The organism is Pseudomonas sp. GD03858, assembly GCF_029840925.1.
GTDB lineage: Bacteria > Pseudomonadota > Gammaproteobacteria > Pseudomonadales > Pseudomonadaceae > Aquipseudomonas.
On record NZ_JAOCDM010000046.1, the window covers coordinates 1 to 15,363 of the forward strand.

18 protein-coding genes are annotated in these 15,363 nt (G+C 63.4%); 16 read left to right on the plus strand and 2 right to left on the minus strand.

Annotated elements, in window-relative coordinates:
* Positions 1–268, minus strand: a 268-nt coding sequence (locus tag N5D48_RS13840; RefSeq protein WP_279885075.1) for a Maf family protein, incomplete at its 3' end; no start/stop codon positions are given.
* Positions 269–364: 96 nt separating this feature from the next.
* Between N5D48_RS13840 and N5D48_RS13845 the strand changes: the two genes are divergently transcribed.
* From N5D48_RS13845 to N5D48_RS13900, 12 genes are all read left to right on the plus strand, one after another.
* Positions 365–892 carry a YceD family protein gene (locus N5D48_RS13845; protein ID WP_194787757.1) on the plus strand — a complete coding sequence of 176 codons (528 nt, stop codon included), beginning with the start codon at positions 365–367 and terminating at the stop codon, positions 890–892.
* Positions 893–905: 13 nt separating this feature from the next.
* Entirely contained in the window at positions 906–1,088 is a 183-nt protein-coding gene (rpmF, locus tag N5D48_RS13850) for a 50S ribosomal protein L32 (RefSeq protein WP_008096416.1), read from the plus strand.
* Positions 1,089–1,121: 33 nt separating this feature from the next.
* Complete coding sequence (gene plsX / locus N5D48_RS13855) at positions 1,122–2,102, plus strand: phosphate acyltransferase PlsX (RefSeq protein ID WP_279885147.1); 981 nt, start codon at positions 1,122–1,124, stop codon at positions 2,100–2,102.
* 234 nt (positions 2,103–2,336) lie between these two features.
* Positions 2,337–3,275, plus strand: a complete 939-nt coding sequence (gene fabD, locus N5D48_RS13860) for an ACP S-malonyltransferase (RefSeq protein ID WP_279885077.1) — start codon at positions 2,337–2,339, stop codon at positions 3,273–3,275.
* Between the two features lie 16 nt (positions 3,276–3,291).
* Complete coding sequence (gene fabG, locus N5D48_RS13865; protein ID WP_023630496.1) at positions 3,292–4,032, plus strand: 3-oxoacyl-ACP reductase FabG; 741 nt, start codon at positions 3,292–3,294, stop codon at positions 4,030–4,032.
* 204 nt (positions 4,033–4,236) lie between these two features.
* The gene (acpP, locus tag N5D48_RS13870) at positions 4,237–4,473 is read left to right on the plus strand and encodes an acyl carrier protein (protein ID WP_186662351.1); all 237 of its coding nucleotides are present in this window, start codon (positions 4,237–4,239) and stop codon (positions 4,471–4,473) included.
* 162 nt (positions 4,474–4,635) lie between these two features.
* On the plus strand, positions 4,636–5,880 hold the full coding sequence (gene fabF / locus N5D48_RS13875; RefSeq protein ID WP_028690991.1) for a beta-ketoacyl-ACP synthase II: 1,245 nt from the start codon (positions 4,636–4,638) through the stop codon (positions 5,878–5,880).
* Positions 5,880–6,695, plus strand: a complete 816-nt coding sequence (pabC, locus tag N5D48_RS13880; RefSeq protein WP_279885082.1) for an aminodeoxychorismate lyase — start codon at positions 5,880–5,882, stop codon at positions 6,693–6,695. The genes fabF and pabC overlap by 1 nt, the downstream gene beginning before the upstream one ends.
* A 3-nt stretch (positions 6,696–6,698) precedes the next feature.
* Complete coding sequence (gene mltG / locus N5D48_RS13885) at positions 6,699–7,865, plus strand: endolytic transglycosylase MltG (protein ID WP_279885084.1); 1,167 nt, start codon at positions 6,699–6,701, stop codon at positions 7,863–7,865.
* The gene (tmk, locus tag N5D48_RS13890) at positions 7,862–8,494 is read left to right on the plus strand and encodes a dTMP kinase (RefSeq protein WP_279885087.1); all 633 of its coding nucleotides are present in this window, start codon (positions 7,862–7,864) and stop codon (positions 8,492–8,494) included. The genes mltG and tmk overlap by 4 nt, the downstream gene beginning before the upstream one ends.
* Complete coding sequence (locus N5D48_RS13895; RefSeq protein WP_279885089.1) at positions 8,487–9,473, plus strand: DNA polymerase III subunit delta'; 987 nt, start codon at positions 8,487–8,489, stop codon at positions 9,471–9,473. The genes tmk and N5D48_RS13895 overlap by 8 nt, the downstream gene beginning before the upstream one ends.
* A gap of 33 nt (positions 9,474–9,506) precedes the next feature.
* A complete protein-coding gene (locus N5D48_RS13900; RefSeq protein ID WP_279885091.1) occupies positions 9,507–10,289 on the plus strand; it encodes a TatD family hydrolase in 783 nt (260 codons plus the stop codon).
* A gap of 255 nt (positions 10,290–10,544) precedes the next feature.
* Here N5D48_RS13900 and N5D48_RS13905 read toward each other — a convergent pair whose 3' ends face one another.
* Entirely contained in the window at positions 10,545–11,678 is a 1,134-nt protein-coding gene (locus N5D48_RS13905; protein WP_279885093.1) for an aminotransferase class V-fold PLP-dependent enzyme, read from the minus strand.
* A 73-nt stretch (positions 11,679–11,751) separates the two neighbouring features.
* On the opposite strand from N5D48_RS13905, the gene N5D48_RS13910 reads away from it, so the two are divergent.
* The 4 genes from N5D48_RS13910 (at position 11,752) to N5D48_RS13925 (ending at position 14,728) form a co-directional block, all read left to right on the plus strand.
* Positions 11,752–12,387 (plus strand): TetR/AcrR family transcriptional regulator, encoded by a 636-nt coding sequence (locus N5D48_RS13910; protein WP_279885096.1) that lies wholly within the window; start codon positions 11,752–11,754, stop codon positions 12,385–12,387.
* Positions 12,388–12,515: 128 nt separating this feature from the next.
* A complete protein-coding gene (locus tag N5D48_RS13915; RefSeq protein ID WP_279885099.1) occupies positions 12,516–13,484 on the plus strand; it encodes a radical SAM protein in 969 nt (322 codons plus the stop codon).
* 66 nt (positions 13,485–13,550) lie between these two features.
* Positions 13,551–14,156, plus strand: coding sequence for a DUF4823 domain-containing protein (locus N5D48_RS13920; protein WP_279885101.1), 606 nt, complete (start codon positions 13,551–13,553; stop codon positions 14,154–14,156).
* Between the two features lie 11 nt (positions 14,157–14,167).
* Positions 14,168–14,728: a DUF1285 domain-containing protein gene (locus tag N5D48_RS13925; RefSeq protein ID WP_279885104.1), complete on the plus strand. Its 561-nt coding sequence runs from the start codon at positions 14,168–14,170 to the stop codon at positions 14,726–14,728.
* Positions 14,729–15,363 lie beyond the last annotated feature (635 nt).

A 15,363-nucleotide genomic window follows, 5' to 3' on the forward strand; every position in this document is an offset into this window, starting at 1 on the left:
CGCAGGCACGTTCGAAGGTGTGGGGCTTGCCGAGGATCTGCTCGCCCAGCACCGCCACCTGGTCGGAGCCGATGATCAGGTGGTCGGGGTGGCTGGCGGCCAGGGCCTCGGCCTTCTGTCGGGCCAGGCGGCGGACCAGCTCGACGGCAGGCTCGTCATCGAGGCGTCGTTCGTCCAGGTCGGGGCTCGCCCAGGTGAAGGGCAGGCGCAGGCGGGTGAGCAGTTCGCGGCGGTACGCAGAGCTGGAAGCCAGTAACAAGGGAAGCATGGTAGACTCCTGGGCAATTGCCCCGAATTCTAACATGCGAGATGACACCTAATTTCCTTTGACAGGGAGGGGGTGCATCCCTAGAATGCTGCGCCTATGTTGAATGACCCGATTCCACCTCACGTTGACCCGCGCAAATTGGCTGATCGTGGCGTAACCCTCGAAGGTTCGCTGCAACTCGCTGATTTGGAAAGACTCTGCGACCCGCTTTCCGACAACGTCGGTACGGTGCAGGCGAAGTTCGATTTTGAACGAGATGAACAGCACGTGGTGGTTATCCACAGCGAGCTGGACGTCGAAGTCAAGATGGTTTGCCAGCGTTGTCTTGAGCTGGTCACCCTGCCGATCCACAGCGAATGCACATACGCCGTGGTGAAGGAGGGTGCGAATACCCAGTCGTTGCCGAAAGGCTATGACGTGCTGGAACTGGGCGAAGATCCTTTGGATCTGCAGGCGTTGGTCGAGGAAGAGCTGTTGCTCGCCCTGCCGATCGTGCCTGCTCATCATCCGGAAGAATGCCAGCAGCCGGCGGGACTCGATGAGCCCGAGCCGAGCAAGGACGAGGTATCGCGGTCCAACCCGTTCAGTGTATTGGCGCAGTTAAAGCGTGACCCAAACGTTTAGGAGTTAATCAATTATGGCTGTTCAGCAGAACAAAAAATCCCGCTCTGCCCGTGACATGCGCCGTTCGCACGACGCCCTGTCGGAAAACGCCCTGTCCGTAGAGAAGAGCACCGGCGAAGTACACCTGCGTCACCACGTTTCGCCAGAAGGCGTATACCGTGGTCGCAAAGTGATCGACAAGGGCGCCGACGAGTAATCCTTGTCCGCTCAGATCATCGCGATCGACGCAATGGGCGGGGACTTCGGTCCCCGCAACATTGTTCAGGCTAGCATTGCCTGCCTTTCGGCTACTCCCTCGCTGCACCTGACCCTCGTCGGTCAACCCTCCCTCCTAGAAGATCTCGTCAGTGGCCTTGCGGCTGCGGATCGCGCGCGCCTGCAGATTGTCGCGGCCAGCGAAGTGATCGGCATGGACGAGCGGCCATCGCAGGCGTTGCGGGGCAAGCCGGACTCGTCGATGCGCGTCGCCCTCGAACTGGTGCGTGATGGCAAGGCCCAGGCCTGCGTGAGCGCCGGCAATACCGGTGCGCTCATGGCCCTGTCGCGCCTGGTGCTCAAGACCTTGCCCGGGATCGATCGCCCGGCGATGGTGGCGGCGATTCCGACCCAGGCCGGCTATTGTCAGTTGCTCGACCTCGGGGCCAATGTCGATTGCAGCGCGGAAAACCTCTACCAGTTCGCCGTGATGGGCTCGGTGGCCGCCCAGGCCTTGGGCGTGCATCGGCCGCGGGTGGCGCTGCTCAACATCGGCACCGAGGACATCAAGGGCAATCAGCAGGTCAAGCTGGCCGCCAGCCTGTTGCAGAGCGCCCGGGGCCTGAACTACATCGGCTTCGTCGAGGGCGACGGGCTGTATCGTGGCGAGGCGGACGTGGTGGTGTGCGACGGCTTCGTCGGCAATATCCTGCTCAAGTCCAGCGAAGGCCTGGCGACCATGATCGGTGCGCGCATCGAGGCGTTGTTCCGTGGTGGGCTGCTCTCGCGGGCGGCGGGGGCGATGGCCATGCCGTTGCTCAAGCGCCTGCAGGCCGACCTGGCACCGGCGCGACACAATGGCGCAAGCTTCCTGGGGTTGCAGGGCATCGTCATCAAGAGCCATGGCTCGGCAGGCGTGCAGGGCTTGCAGAGCGCGATCCAGCGTGCGCTGATCGAGATCCAGGAGAACCTGCCGCAGCGCCTGCACGGGCGTCTGGAGGACTTGCTGTTGTAGCCTGCGCCGGCCTCTTCGCGGGTACACTGCAACCTTCGGGCCCGTGGCAATCCTGTGGGAGCGGGTTTACCCGTGAAAGGGCCGACACAGGCAAGCAAAGGCCTTAGGCATATCGCCGATGAAGTGCTTAAATGTGACCGCTTGGTCTGAGTGTCCATCCAAGCTTTCAGATTGCGCGCCCGGCCAGCGGCCCGGCGCACCCTATCCGACGACAAGATCATAAGGGCTTGTTCAATGTCTGCATCCCTCGCATTCGTCTTTCCTGGTCAAGGTTCCCAGTCGCTGGGCATGCTCAAAGAGCTGGGCGCTGAGAAGCCGGTAATCGTCGAGACCTTCAAGGAAGCGTCCGAGGCCCTGGGCTATGACCTGTGGAAGCTGGTCCAGGAAGGCCCGGAAGAGCAACTCAATCAAACCGACAAGACCCAGCCGGCCATCCTGACCGCCTCGATCGCCCTGTGGCGCCTGTGGCTGGAAGAGGGTGGCGCGCAGCCTGCGTACGTCTCTGGTCACAGCCTGGGTGAATACAGCGCCCTGGTCGCCGCTGGCAGCCTTTCGCTGAAAGACGCCGTGCGCCTGGTCGAGCGCCGTGGCCAGCTGATGCAGGAGGCCGTGCCGGCCGGTCATGGCGCCATGGCCGCGATCCTCGGCCTGGACGACGCGGTCGTGGTCGAGATCTGCGCCAAGGCCGCCGAAGACGAAGTGGTCAGCGCGGTGAACTTCAACTCGCCGGGCCAGGTGGTGATCGCCGGCAACAAGGCGGCGGTGGATCGCGCCATCGAGCTGTGCAAAGAGGCCGGTGCCAAGCGCGCCCTGCCGCTGGCGGTCAGCGTGCCGTCGCACTGCGCCCTGATGAAACCGGCCGCCGAGCGTTTCGCCGAGTCGGTCAATGCCATCGAATGGAAGTCCCCGCAGATCCCGGTGGTGCAGAACGTCACCGCCGCCATCGCCGCCGACCTCGACGCCCTCAAGCAGGACCTGCTGGCGCAGCTGTACCAGCCGGTGCGCTGGGTCGAGTGCGTGCAGGCCCTGGCCGAGCGCGGCGCGGTGAACCTGGTCGAATGCGGCCCGGGCAAGGTCCTGGCTGGCCTGAACAAGCGTTGCGCCGATGGCGTGACCACCTACAACCTCAACACCCCAGACGCCGTCGCCGCCACCCGCGCGGCGCTGGCCTGAATTCGGAGAAGCTTGCATGAGCCTGCAAGGTAAAGTTGCACTGGTCACCGGCGCCAGCCGTGGCATCGGCCAGGCTATCGCCCTCGAGCTGGGCCGCCAGGGCGCGACCGTGATCGGTACCGCCACCACCGCCTCCGGCGCCGAGCGCATTGCCGCCACCCTGAAAGAGCACGGCATCAACGGTACCGGCCTTGAGCTGAACGTCACCAGCGCCGAGTCCGTGGACGCGGTGCTGGGCGCCATCGGCGAGCAGTTCGGCGCACCGGCCATCCTGGTCAACAACGCCGGCATCACCCGCGACAACCTGATGCTGCGGATGAAGGACGACGAGTGGTTCGACGTGATCGACACCAACCTCAACAGCCTTTACCGTCTGTCCAAGGGCGTGCTGCGCGGCATGACCAAGGCCCGTTGGGGTCGTATCATCAGCATCGGCTCGGTGGTAGGTGCCATGGGCAACGCCGGCCAGGCCAACTATGCCGCCGCCAAGGCCGGCCTGGAAGGCTTCAGCCGTGCCCTGGCCCGTGAAGTGGGCTCGCGTGGCATCACCGTCAATTCGGTGACTCCAGGCTTCATCGATACCGACATGACTCGCGAGCTGCCAGAAGCGCAGCGCGAGGCCCTGCAGAAGGAAATTCCGCTGGGCCGCCTGGGCCAGGCCGAGGAAATCGCGAAGGTGGTATCCTTCCTGGCGTCCGACGGCGCGGCCTATGTCACCGGTGCCACCGTGCCGGTGAACGGCGGGATGTACATGTAAAAACCGCAACTCAATGTGACGGATTGCTTCAAAAAAGAGTCATACTGCGAACCTAAAATCCGTTATAAAGCTGCAACCAGATTCCGGGCAGAGGGCCCGGTGGCCTGGTGGAAGGCGCGTTACGCTTGAAAAGCAGGCGTCTTCCTATAAACTTGGTCACCGGCCAGCTGCCTGACATATGTCCATTAGGAGTGAAAACTAGGTATGAGCACCATCGAAGAACGCGTCAAGAAAATCGTCGCCGAGCAACTGGGCGTCAAGGAAGAGGAAGTGAAGAACGAATCTTCCTTCGTCGATGACCTGGGTGCCGACTCGCTTGACACCGTTGAGCTGGTGATGGCTCTGGAAGAGGAATTCGAGACCGAAATCCCTGACGAAGAAGCCGAGAAGATCACTACCGTTCAAGCTGCCATCGACTACGTCAACAGCCACCAGGCCTAAGACGTTTCAGTCGACGCTTCTTGTCGGGAAAAACCGCACTGCCGTCGCCGGCGTGCGGTTTTTTCTTTGCAAGCCCTGCAATCAGCGGAGTCTGTTGCCAGGCCATTGGCTGCATCAGTGCACTGGCAAGAGACTCTGTAATTTGGAAATGAGGAGAGTACTGTGTCGCGTAGACGCGTCGTGGTCACTGGTATGGGTATGCTGTCGCCACTGGGTACCGATGTACCGAGCACCTGGCAGGGCATTCTGGCTGGCCGCAGTGGCATTGGTCCGATCGAGCATACGGATCTGTCTGCCTACTCCACCCGTTTTGGCGGCTCGGTAAAGGGCTTCGAAGTCGAGCAGTACCTGTCGGCCAAAGAGGCCCGCAAGCTCGACCTGTTCATCCAGTACGGCCTGGCGGCCGGCTTCCAGGCGGTGCGCAACGCCGGTCTGGAAATCACCGACGCCAACCGCGAGCGCATCGGCGTGGCCATGGGCTCGGGTATCGGTGGCCTGACCAACATCGAAGAGACCAGCAAGACCCTGCACGAGCAGGGGCCGCGCCGGATCTCGCCGTTCTTCGTGCCGGGCTCGATCATCAACATGATCTCCGGCTTCCTGTCGATCCACCTGGGTCTGCAAGGGCCGAACTACGCGATCGCCACCGCCTGCACCACCGGCACCCATTGCATCGGCATGGCCGCGCGCAACATCGCCTATGGCGAAGCCGACGTGATGATCGCCGGCGGCGCTGAAATGGCGGCCTGCGGCCTGGGCATGGGCGGCTTCGGCGCGTCGCGCGCACTGTCGACCCGCAACGACGAGCCGGCCCGTGCCAGCCGTCCGTGGGACAAGGGTCGTGATGGCTTCGTGCTGTCCGACGGTGCCGGTGCCCTGGTGCTCGAAGAGCTGGAGCACGCCAAGGCCCGTGGCGCCACCATCTATGCCGAGCTGGTCGGTTTCGGCATGAGCGGCGACGCCTACCACATGACCTCGCCACCCGATTCCGGCGAAGGCGCCGCCCGCTGCATGGCCAACGCCCTGCGCGATGCCGGCATCCAGCCTGAGGACGTCAGCTATATCAACGCCCACGGCACCTCGACGCCGGCCGGCGACGTGGCCGAAGTGGCCGCGATCAAACGCGTGTTCGGTGAGCACGCCTACAAGCTGGCGGTGAGCTCGACCAAGTCGATGACCGGCCACTTGCTTGGCGCCGCCGGCGCGGTAGAGGCGATCTTCAGCGTCCTGGCGATCAACAGCCAGATGGCGCCGCCGACCATCAACCTGGACGAGCCTGACGAAGGCTGCGACCTGGACTTCGTGCCGCACCAGGCGCGCAGCATGCCGATCGACGTGGTGCTGTCCAACTCGTTCGGCTTCGGTGGCACCAACGGCTCGCTGGTATTCCGTCGGTTCGCCGACTGATGCACAGCTGGATCGATGGCCAGGACGCGGCTGCGGTCAACCTGCAGAACCGCGGCCTGGCCTACGGCGATGGCCTGTTCGAGACCATTGCCGTGCGCGGCGGCAGGCCCAGCCTGCTGGCCCTGCACCTCGACCGCCTGGCGCTGGGTTGCCAGCGCCTGGCGATCGAAGTCGACCTGACGCTTGTTCGCAATGAATTGTTGCAATTCGCCCAATTGCTGGGCGAAGGCGTCGCCAAGCTGATCCTGACCCGCGGCGACAGCCAGCGCGGTTACGCCCCGGTGGCTGGCGCCCAGGCGCGGCGCATCCTCCAGGGCAGCCCCTTGCCCGCCTATCCCGCCGAACACGCCGAACAGGGCGTGCGCTTGTACGCCTGCCAGACACGCTTGGCGGAACAACCGCTACTGGCCGGGCTCAAACACCTCAACCGCCTCGAGCAGGTGCTGGCCCGCGCCGAATGGCAGGACAGCGCGTTTGCCGAAGGCTTGATGCGTGATGGCCAAGGACGGGTGATCGAAGGGGTGTACAGCAACCTGTTCCTGGTGCGCGGTGGCGTGCTGCTGACCGCCGAGCTGAGCCGTTGCGGCGTGGCCGGGGTGATGCGCGCGGCGCTGCTGGAGCAGGCGGCGTTGCTGGGCATTCCCACTCAAGTGCGGGACTTGCCGCTGGAGGCGCTGGAGCAGGCCGAGGAGGTGTTCGTCTGCAACAGTGTCTACGGTATCTGGCCTGTGCGTGAATTCGCCGCGCTGAACTGGCCGGCGGGGCCGCTCACCCGTAAACTGCAGGCCGTTGCCCGTACGTTACTGGATACTTGATTCGTGAGACGCAAATTCCTGCTGCTGCTGGAAACGGGGTTGATCATCGCCGGCCTGGCATTGGGTTGGGCGGCCTGGAAGGTCAACTCGGTCCTGGAGCAGCCCCTGCAAGTGGCGCAGGAGCGCTTGCTCGACGTGCCCAATGGCACGACGCCCAACCGCATGTTCTATCGCATGCAGAGCGAAGGCTTGCTCGACGATCCGCTGTGGTTGCGTCTTTACTGGCGCTTCAACATGGCGGGTACGCCGTTGCACACCGGCGAGTACCGCGTTACCCCCGGCATGACCGTGGGGCAGCTGTTCGACGCCTGGAAGCGCGGCGACGTGGTGCAGTACAACCTCACCCTGGTCGAGGGCTGGACCTTCCGCCAGGTGCGTGCCGCGGTGGCCAAGCACGAAAAGCTCAAGCACACCCTCGATGGTCTGTCCGATTCCGAGGTGATGGACAAGCTCGGCCATACCGGCGTGTTCCCCGAAGGCCGCTTCTTCCCCGATACCTACCGCTTCGTGCGCGGCATGAGCGATGTCGAGTTGCTGCAACAGGCGTACATGCGCCTGGATGAAGTGCTGGCCAGGGAGTGGGCCGAGCGCAGCACCGATCTGCCGTACCGCGATCCTTACCAGGCGCTGATCATGGCCTCGCTGGTGGAAAAGGAAACCGGTATTCCCCAGGAGCGCGGGCAGATCGCCGGTGTGTTCGTGCGCCGCATGCGCCTGGGCATGATGTTGCAGACCGACCCTACCGTTATCTATGGCATGGGCGAGCGCTACAACGGCAAGATCACCCGCGCCGACCTGCGCGAGCCCACGCCCTACAACACCTACACCATGACTGGCCTGCCGCCGACGCCGATCGCCATGGTCGGTCGCGAGGCGATCCATGCGGCGCTGAACCCCAGCGACGGTTCCAGCCTGTATTTCGTCGCCCGTGGCGATGGCAGCCACGTGTTCTCCGACGATCTGGACGACCACAACAGCGCCGTGCGCGAGTTTCAGCTCAAGCGCCGCTCGGACTACCGCTCGAGCCCTGCTCCGCAGGCGCAGCCGGCGCCATCCGCAGAGTCGGCGCCCGACGAGCCGCTTGCGCCAGAAGACGACAGGCCGGCGCCCATCGATGAATCCGCACCGGCCGACGTGCCGGTGCCAGAAGAGAACAAGGACCACTCGTGAGCGGTTTGTTTATCACCCTGGAAGGCCCCGAAGGCGCGGGCAAGAGTACCAATCGCGAGTACCTGGCGGCGCGTTTGCGCGAACAGGGCATCGATGTGGTCATGACTCGCGAGCCCGGTGGCACGCCATTGGCCGAGCGCATCCGCGAGCTGTTGTTGGCGCCGAGCGAGGAGGCCATGGCCGTCGATACCGAGCTGCTGCTGATGTTCGCCGCGCGCGCGCAGCATCTGGCCGAGGTCATTCGCCCGGCACTGGCGCGTGGCGCCGTGGTGCTGTGCGACCGCTTTACCGACGCGACTTATGCCTATCAGGGCGGTGGCCGGGGGTTGTCGGTGGAACGCATCGCCATTCTCGAAGCGTTCGTCCAGGGCGACCTGCGCCCGGACCTGACCCTGGTCTTCGACCTGCCGGTGGAGGTTGGCTTGGCCCGTGCCGCCGCCCGAGGCCGCCTGGACCGTTTCGAGCAGGAAGGCCAGGACTTCTTCGAGGCCGTGCGCCAAGCTTACCTGCGGCGCGCAGGGCAGCAGCCGCAGCGCTACAGCCTGCTGGACGCCGCGCAGCCGCTGGAGGCGGTGCAGCGTGCGATAGACGCGTTGCTGCCGGGCATCCTGGAGCGTTGCCGTGGCTGAAGCCTACCCTTGGCAGCAGGCGTTGTGGCAGCAGTTGGCCGGTCGCGGCCAGCATGCGCACGCTTATCTGCTGCATGGGCCGCAGGGCATCGGCAAGCGCGCCCTGGCCGAGCGTCTCATGGCGCGGCTGTTGTGCCAGCAGCCGCATGGCCTGGATGCCTGCGGGCAGTGCAAGTCCTGCTTGCTGCTCAAGGCAGGCAGCCATCCGGACAATTTCGTGCTGGAGCCGGAGGAAGCCGACAAGCCGATCAAGATCGACCAGGTGCGCGATCTGGTGTCGTTCGTGGTGCAGACCGCCCAGCAAGGGGGGCGCAAGGTGGTGCTGATCGAGCCGGTCGAAGCGATGAACATCAACGCCTCCAACGCCTTGCTCAAAAGCCTCGAGGAGCCCTCAGGCGATACCGTGCTGCTGCTGGTCAGCCATCAGCCCAGTCGCCTGCTGCCGACCATCAAGAGCCGCTGCCAGCAGATCGCCTGCCCGCAACCCAGCCTCGCCCAGAGCCGGGAGTGGCTGGCCGGAGCGCTGGCGGACAGCGATGAGGACCAGCGCGAAGAGCTGCTGACCCTGGCCGCGGGATCGCCCTTGATGGCGGCCAGCCTGCAGGCCCAAGGGGTGCGTGAGCAGCGGGCGCTGGTCACCGAAGGGGTGAAGAAACTGCTCAAGCAGCAGCAGTCGCCCAGCCAGCTGGCCGAAGCCTGGAACACGGTGCCGTTGCTGCTGCTGTTCGATTGGTTCTGCGACTGGTCGCACCTGATCCTGCGCTATCAGTTGACCCAGGACGACGAAGGGCTAGGCTTGGCCGACATGCGCAAGGTGCTGCAGTATCTGGCGCAGAAAAGCCGCCCGGCCAAGGTGCTGGAGATCCAGGCGTGGATTCTGGAGCAGCGTCAAAAGGTGCTGGGCAAGGCCAATCTCAACCGTGTGTTGCTGCTCGAAGCCTTGCTCGCCCACTGGGTGCAACTGCCGGGTCAGCGCTAACTTCCATCGTTCATTCATGTGTGTCGTGTTCCCATGCTCGTAGATTCCCATTGCCATCTCGATCGTCTAGACCTGAGCGCCCACCAGGGCTCCCTCGATGCCGCCCTGCAGGCGGCGCGTGAGCGTGGGATCGGGCATTTCCTGTGCATCGGCGTGAGCGCGGACAACGCAGGCACGGTCAAGGCGCTCAGCGAGCGCTACGCGGATGTCGACTGTTCGGTAGGTGTGCATCCGCTCGACCTGGCGCCGGGCGAGACGCCGGCATTGGAATGGCTGCTGCGCGAACTGGCTCATCCGCATGTGGTGGCCATTGGCGAGACCGGGCTGGATTACCACTACGAGCCGGAGGCCGCCGAGTTGCAGCAGGCATCGTTCCGTCTTCACCTGGAAGCATCGCGCCAGACCGGCAAGCCGGTGATCGTGCATACCCGTGCGGCGCGTGAAGACACCCTGGCGTTGCTGCGCGAGGCCAGCCTGCCCCAGGCCGGGGTCTTGCACTGCTTTACCGAGGACTGGCCGATGGCCAGGGCGGCGCTGGACCTGGGCTACTACATCTCGTTGTCGGGCATCGTCACCTTCCGCAACGCCGACGCCTTGCGCGAGGTAGCCCGCCAAGTACCGGTCGATCGCCTGCTGGTGGAGACCGACTCGCCGTACCTGGCGCCAATCCCGCATCGTGGCAAGCCGAACCTGCCGCAATATGTGCGCGAGGTCGCCGAGTACGTGGCCTCGCTGCGCGGTGTCAGCTACGAGCAACTGGCCGAGCAGACCACCGGCAACTTCAAGCGCCTGTTCCCGTTGGCACGGGTGGCCTGAGCCGCCCGGGAAAGGTTGTCGCGTGGGCGGGCGCCGATCCGGCCAAAAAAAACCCGGGTTCTGGGGGAGGAATCCGGGTTAAGACCATTAGGAGTAAAACAAAGGTACACGGTCCGTGGGCACCTTTATCGGCGCGTCACTTGGGGGGGATGCGCCACGCCAACACTTCAAGTATTGGTCAGGTTTGACGAGTCGCCAGTGATCGTTGATCGTTTTTTAAACAAATTTGGAATACGCCCGCGGTCCATTGCGCATTCAATGCATGGCGATTTGTCGGACCTGTCGCAGAGCTTCGGCAATCAGGTGGTCATCGGTATGAAAGTGCGGGGAAAAGCGTACTCCTGGGCCGCGCAGGGCACAGATCACGCCATTTTCGGTGAGTGATCGATAAATGTCGGCATTGGCATGCCCGTCGAGGCTGAAATTAACGATGCCGGCACGCCGCTCGGGGTCGGCCGGACTATGCAGGCGCACGCCGGGAATGCTCGCCAGCCCCTCATGCAGCAGCCTGACTCGCTCTGCCAGCCGCTCTGCGACCGTTGCCATGCCGACTTCCTCCAGCAGCGACAGGCTGGCCTCCAGCGCGCAGGCGCCGAGCATGTTCGGGCTGCCGCATTCGAAGCGCCGTGCGCTGCGCGCCGGCTGCCACTGACGGCGGTCGAAGTCGCCCAGGTTGTCCAGCATGTGCCAGCCGTAGGCGTGCAGCTTCAATTGCCGGCGCAGGTCGCTGCGGCAATAGAACAGGCCCAGGCCCTCGGGGCCCAGCATCCATTTATGGCCGTCGGCCATGGCGAAATCGCATGGGTATGCCTGGACGTCGAAGGGCAGGGCGCCAATCTGCTGGATCGCGTCCACGCAAAACAGCACGCCATGCGCGCGGCAGGCCCGGCCCAGGCGCGCAAGGTCAAGGCGCAGGCCAGTGGCGTACTGCACGGCGCTGACCGACAGCAAGCGCGTGCGAGGGCCACAGGTGGCGAGCAGCGCAGCCTCCGGGTCGCTGCCAGCGAGACTCGCCTCGAGCACTTCGACGCCCTGGTCGGCCAAGGCCTGCCATACCACGCGGTTGGAAGGGAACTCCTCGGCGCTGATGACTACCTGGTCCCCAGGCCGCCAGTCGAGCCCGAACGCCACCAGAGACAGGGCCTGGGAGGTGCTGCCAACCAGCGCGACATCGCCGCTGCTCGGGGCATTGATCAGGCGTGCCAGGCGCTCGCGCAGACGCCGTTCAGTAGCCAGCCAGGCCGGATACTCGCTGGCACCCAGGCGCATGTTGTCGCGGGCGAAGCGGGCCACCGCGTCGTGGGTCCGACGGGGCCAAGGGGCGATAGCGGCGTGGTTGAGGTAGCACAGGCCCGGCGCCAGCTCGAACTCATCATGAAACATAGACATGGTTGGAAGATCCGTGCAATTTGCCGCCAGTTAGGCATAATAATCCGCTTCGATTGTCATCCCAGTCCTTCTTATGCAGAAAGAACCTCGTAAGGTCCGTGAGTTTCGTCGTCGCGAGCAGGAAATCCTCGACACGGCGCTCAAGCTGTTTCTCGAACAGGGTGAAGACAGTGTCACCGTCGAGATGATCGCCGACGCCGTGGGCATCGGCAAAGGCACGATCTACAAGCACTTCAAGTCCAAGGCGGAGATTTATCTGCGCCTGATGCTCGACTACGAGCGCGACTTGAACGAACTGTTGCATTCGGCTGACGTCGACCGTGACAAGGAGGCTTTGTCACGTGCCTATTTCGAATTCCGCATGCGCGATCCGCAGCGCTACCGGTTGTTCGACCGTCTTGAGGAAAAGGTGGTCAAGGGCAACCAGGTGCCGGAAATGGTCGAGCAACTGCACAGCATCCGTGCATCCAACTTCGACCGCCTGACCCAACTGATCAAGGGGCGGATCAGCGAAGGCAAGCTCGAGGACGTGCCGCCGTATTTCCATTATTGCGCGGCGTGGGCCTTGGTGCATGGCGCGGTCGCGCTCTATCACTCGCCATTCTGGAGCAATGTGCTCGAGGATCAGGAAGGTTTCTTCCAGTTCCTCATGGATATCGGCGTGCGCATGGGCAACAAGCGCAAGCGCGATCCGGAAGCCGCTAGCTAAAGCTGCTCAATGCGTGCCTGCCGGATCATCGGCGGGCACTCTTGTTTCAGGCTTCGACGGGAAGGCTTGCAAAAACCTGATTTATGAGTCAGGTTTTGCCGCCAGAATCTTCCATGCCGGAGTCATCCATGATCGTCGATCGTCAAGGCAGGCGCTTTCGCAACCTGCGCGTCAGCCTGACTGCTGCCTGCAACTATGCCTGCACCTACTGTGTGCCGGACGGCAAACGCCTGGTGGCGGCGCAGGATGAGCTTTCGGCTGACGCATTGGCGCGTGGTGTGGCGTATCTGGTCGAGGCGGCCGGCATCGAACGGCTGCGCATCACCGGTGGTGAGCCGCTGGTCAGTCCACGCCTGGATGCCTTCCTCGGAGCGGTAGCCGAACTGAAGTTGGAGGAGGTCAGCCTCACTACCAATGGTCAGTTGCTCTCGCGCAAGTTGCCGCAGCTGCGTGATGCTGGTATTCGCCGGCTCAATGTCTCTCTCGACACCTTGGATCCTCTGGCGTTTCGCCGGATCGCCCGGGGCGGGGACCTGGCCAGTGTGCTCGCCGGGATGGCGCAGGCCAGTGCGGCGGGCATGGCGATCAAGGTCAACATGGTGCCCATGCGTGGGCAGAACCTGGACCAGGTGCTGCCACTGCTCGATTACTGCCTGGCGCACGGCTACGAGCTGCGCTTCATCGAGCTGATGCGTATGGGCCACCTGGCACGTGACCGCAATGCCTTCCTGCAGCAGTTCGTGAGCCTCGAACAATTGCTGGCAGTGATTGGCCAGGCGCATGCCTATGAGCAGGCGCCCCGTCCGCTGGATGCCACCGCCTTGCGTTATCGGATCCCCGGCCTGGGCTACTTCGGGGTGATCGCCAATGAAAGCGTCCCGTTCTGTCGTGCCTGCTCGCGGCTGCGATTGTCGTCCACCGGCTGGTTGCATGGCTGTCTGTCATCGAGCAACCGGCACTTTGTCGGCGAGCTGCTGGACAAGCCGCGTCACGAGGCGCTCCCCGCCTTGCAGCGGTTGCTGGTGAAGGCGTTGGCCGACAAGCAGGACCTGGCGTTCTCCGGCGATGTGATGGTGATGAAGGTGATCGGCGGCTGACTCTGGCGCAAAAGCTGCATCTGGCGGCTATTCGCCGGTTTTTCGTCACCGGTCTTTGGAGGAAAGATGCGTAGCCTGGTCTTGCTGCTGGCGCTGATGGCGTTGGGCGGCTGCATGAATGTCAGCGATATGGGCGAAGGCGTCCGTTACCACATGAGTGATGCGGGCCTGCTGGACCACAGCGACACCACCCGTACCCTGTCGGTCCGACTGCAGCCGGACTCGTTCATCTTCATCGGCCAGGGGGCGTTCGTACCGCCAGGCAAGGGGCCGGTGCCGCGGCAGAACGCGGTGGCGGAGGAGGCTTTCAAGAGCTTCGTCGAGTACTTCCCGCTGGTGCGTCGCGCCCAGGGCCCGCTGGGGTTGGAGGATGCCATCGCCGAGGCGCGCTCGGTAGGGGCCGATTACGTGCTGTACACCCGTTTCGCGCGTACCGACGATCGCATCGGCAACGGTGACGAGTGGTATGACGAACAGGCTGTGGATCGCCTGGGCTGGGACAGCGGTGTGGTGCAGATGATGCTGATCGAGACCAGTACCCGTTACCTGATCGATACCGCTCGCATCAAGAGCCGTGGCGGTTTGTTGACGTTCCACGACAACACGCCACAGGATTTGCTCGCGGCGCCGATGCGCGAGTACGCTCGTAGTCTTCTGGGCATGAGCCGCTGAGCGAGAGCGAGATGACTGATTCGGGCAAGGCCAGCGATCTTCTGGCGCAGATTCCAGCGCACAAGGGGCTGCCCCCGGTGCACTTGTGGAATCCGGATTTCTGCGGCGACATCGACATGCGAATCGCCCGGGACGGGACCTGGTACTACCTGGGGACGCCGATCGGGCGCAAGCCGATGGTGCGGTTGTTCTCCACCATCATTCGGCGTGACGGAGACGACTACTTCCTGGTCACGCCGGTGGAGAAGGTCGGTATTCGGGTCGACGATGCGCCGTTCGTTGCCGTGTTGCTGGACGTCGAGGGCAAGGGGGAGCAGCAGGTGCTGCGGTTTACCAGCAATGTCGACGACCAGGTCGAGGCTGGGGTGGAGCATCCGCTGCGGATCGAACTTGATCCTGTTACCCAGGAGCCTTCCCCTTATGTGCTTATGCGCGGCAATCTTGAGGCGTTGATTCATCGTAATGTGTTCTATCAACTGGTGGAGCTGGCGGTGGCGCGCAAGATCGATGGGGATGTTTGGCTTGGGGTCTGGAGTCGAGGTGAGTTTTATCCGATTGGGCGTAGTGTTTGATAGTTTTTCTTTGAGTCTGCATATCAATACTTACATGCTTGCCCGATATTAAACTCATGTCTCTTGATCTTGCTTCTAAGTGCGCGATAGTTCAGGCGCCGCCAATTGCGACTTCAGGAGGCCGAGCGGAGTTCTTGCGAAGGGAGGTGACGGGCATGGATGCCCGTCAAGCGCTGCGCCCCAGGATGGGGCGTTCAGCGCGGTCCTCCCGGGAGCAAGAACGGAGCGAGGGAACCCCGGAGCGAAGCGTAGGGGCCGGATGATGGAGCGCAGCGTTTTTTGGTTACTTTTTGTCGCGTTTGACAAAAAGTGACCCGCCGTAAGGGCGGAAGGGTGACTATGCGTCACCATCGCAAATGAATGCGCATATAACTTTCAATACAGACTCTTTAAAAGTCAAAGTCAAAGTCAAAGTCAAAGTCAAATGCGATCGGCGTGGGTTTCTACAGTTGTAAGCGCATTCATTTACGATGTCGACGCATAGTCACCTTTCCGCCCTTACGGCGGGTCACTTTTTGTCAAACGCGACAAAAAGTAACCAAAAAACGCTGCGCTCCATTCATCCGGCCCTACGCTTCGCTCCGGGTCCCCTCACTCCGGCCTTGCTCCCGGGAGGACCGCGCTGCAGGGCCCAT

What these genes read in the sequence shown, in the direction of transcription:
- N5D48_RS13845 (WP_194787757.1), top strand. Translation starts at nt 365, where the DNA reads ATGTTGAATGACCCGATTCCACCTCACGTTGACCCGCGCAAATTGGCT.
- rpmF (WP_008096416.1), top strand. Translation starts at nt 906, where the DNA reads ATGGCTGTTCAGCAGAACAAAAAATCCCGCTCTGCCCGTGACATGCGC.
- plsX (WP_279885147.1), top strand. Translation starts at nt 1,122, where the DNA reads ATGGGCGGGGACTTCGGTCCCCGCAACATTGTTCAGGCTAGCATTGCC.
- fabD (WP_279885077.1), top strand. Translation starts at nt 2,337, where the DNA reads ATGTCTGCATCCCTCGCATTCGTCTTTCCTGGTCAAGGTTCCCAGTCG.
- fabG (WP_023630496.1), top strand. Translation starts at nt 3,292, where the DNA reads ATGAGCCTGCAAGGTAAAGTTGCACTGGTCACCGGCGCCAGCCGTGGC.
- acpP (WP_186662351.1), top strand. Translation starts at nt 4,237, where the DNA reads ATGAGCACCATCGAAGAACGCGTCAAGAAAATCGTCGCCGAGCAACTG.
- pabC (WP_279885082.1), top strand. Translation starts at nt 5,880, where the DNA reads ATGCACAGCTGGATCGATGGCCAGGACGCGGCTGCGGTCAACCTGCAG.
- N5D48_RS13900 (WP_279885091.1), top strand. Translation starts at nt 9,507, where the DNA reads ATGCTCGTAGATTCCCATTGCCATCTCGATCGTCTAGACCTGAGCGCC.
- N5D48_RS13905 (WP_279885093.1), bottom strand. Translation starts at nt 11,678, where the DNA reads ATGTCTATGTTTCATGATGAGTTCGAGCTGGCGCCGGGCCTGTGCTAC.
- N5D48_RS13910 (WP_279885096.1), top strand. Translation starts at nt 11,752, where the DNA reads ATGCAGAAAGAACCTCGTAAGGTCCGTGAGTTTCGTCGTCGCGAGCAG.
- N5D48_RS13915 (WP_279885099.1), top strand. Translation starts at nt 12,516, where the DNA reads ATGATCGTCGATCGTCAAGGCAGGCGCTTTCGCAACCTGCGCGTCAGC.
- N5D48_RS13920 (WP_279885101.1), top strand. Translation starts at nt 13,551, where the DNA reads ATGCGTAGCCTGGTCTTGCTGCTGGCGCTGATGGCGTTGGGCGGCTGC.
- N5D48_RS13925 (WP_279885104.1), top strand. Translation starts at nt 14,168, where the DNA reads ATGACTGATTCGGGCAAGGCCAGCGATCTTCTGGCGCAGATTCCAGCG.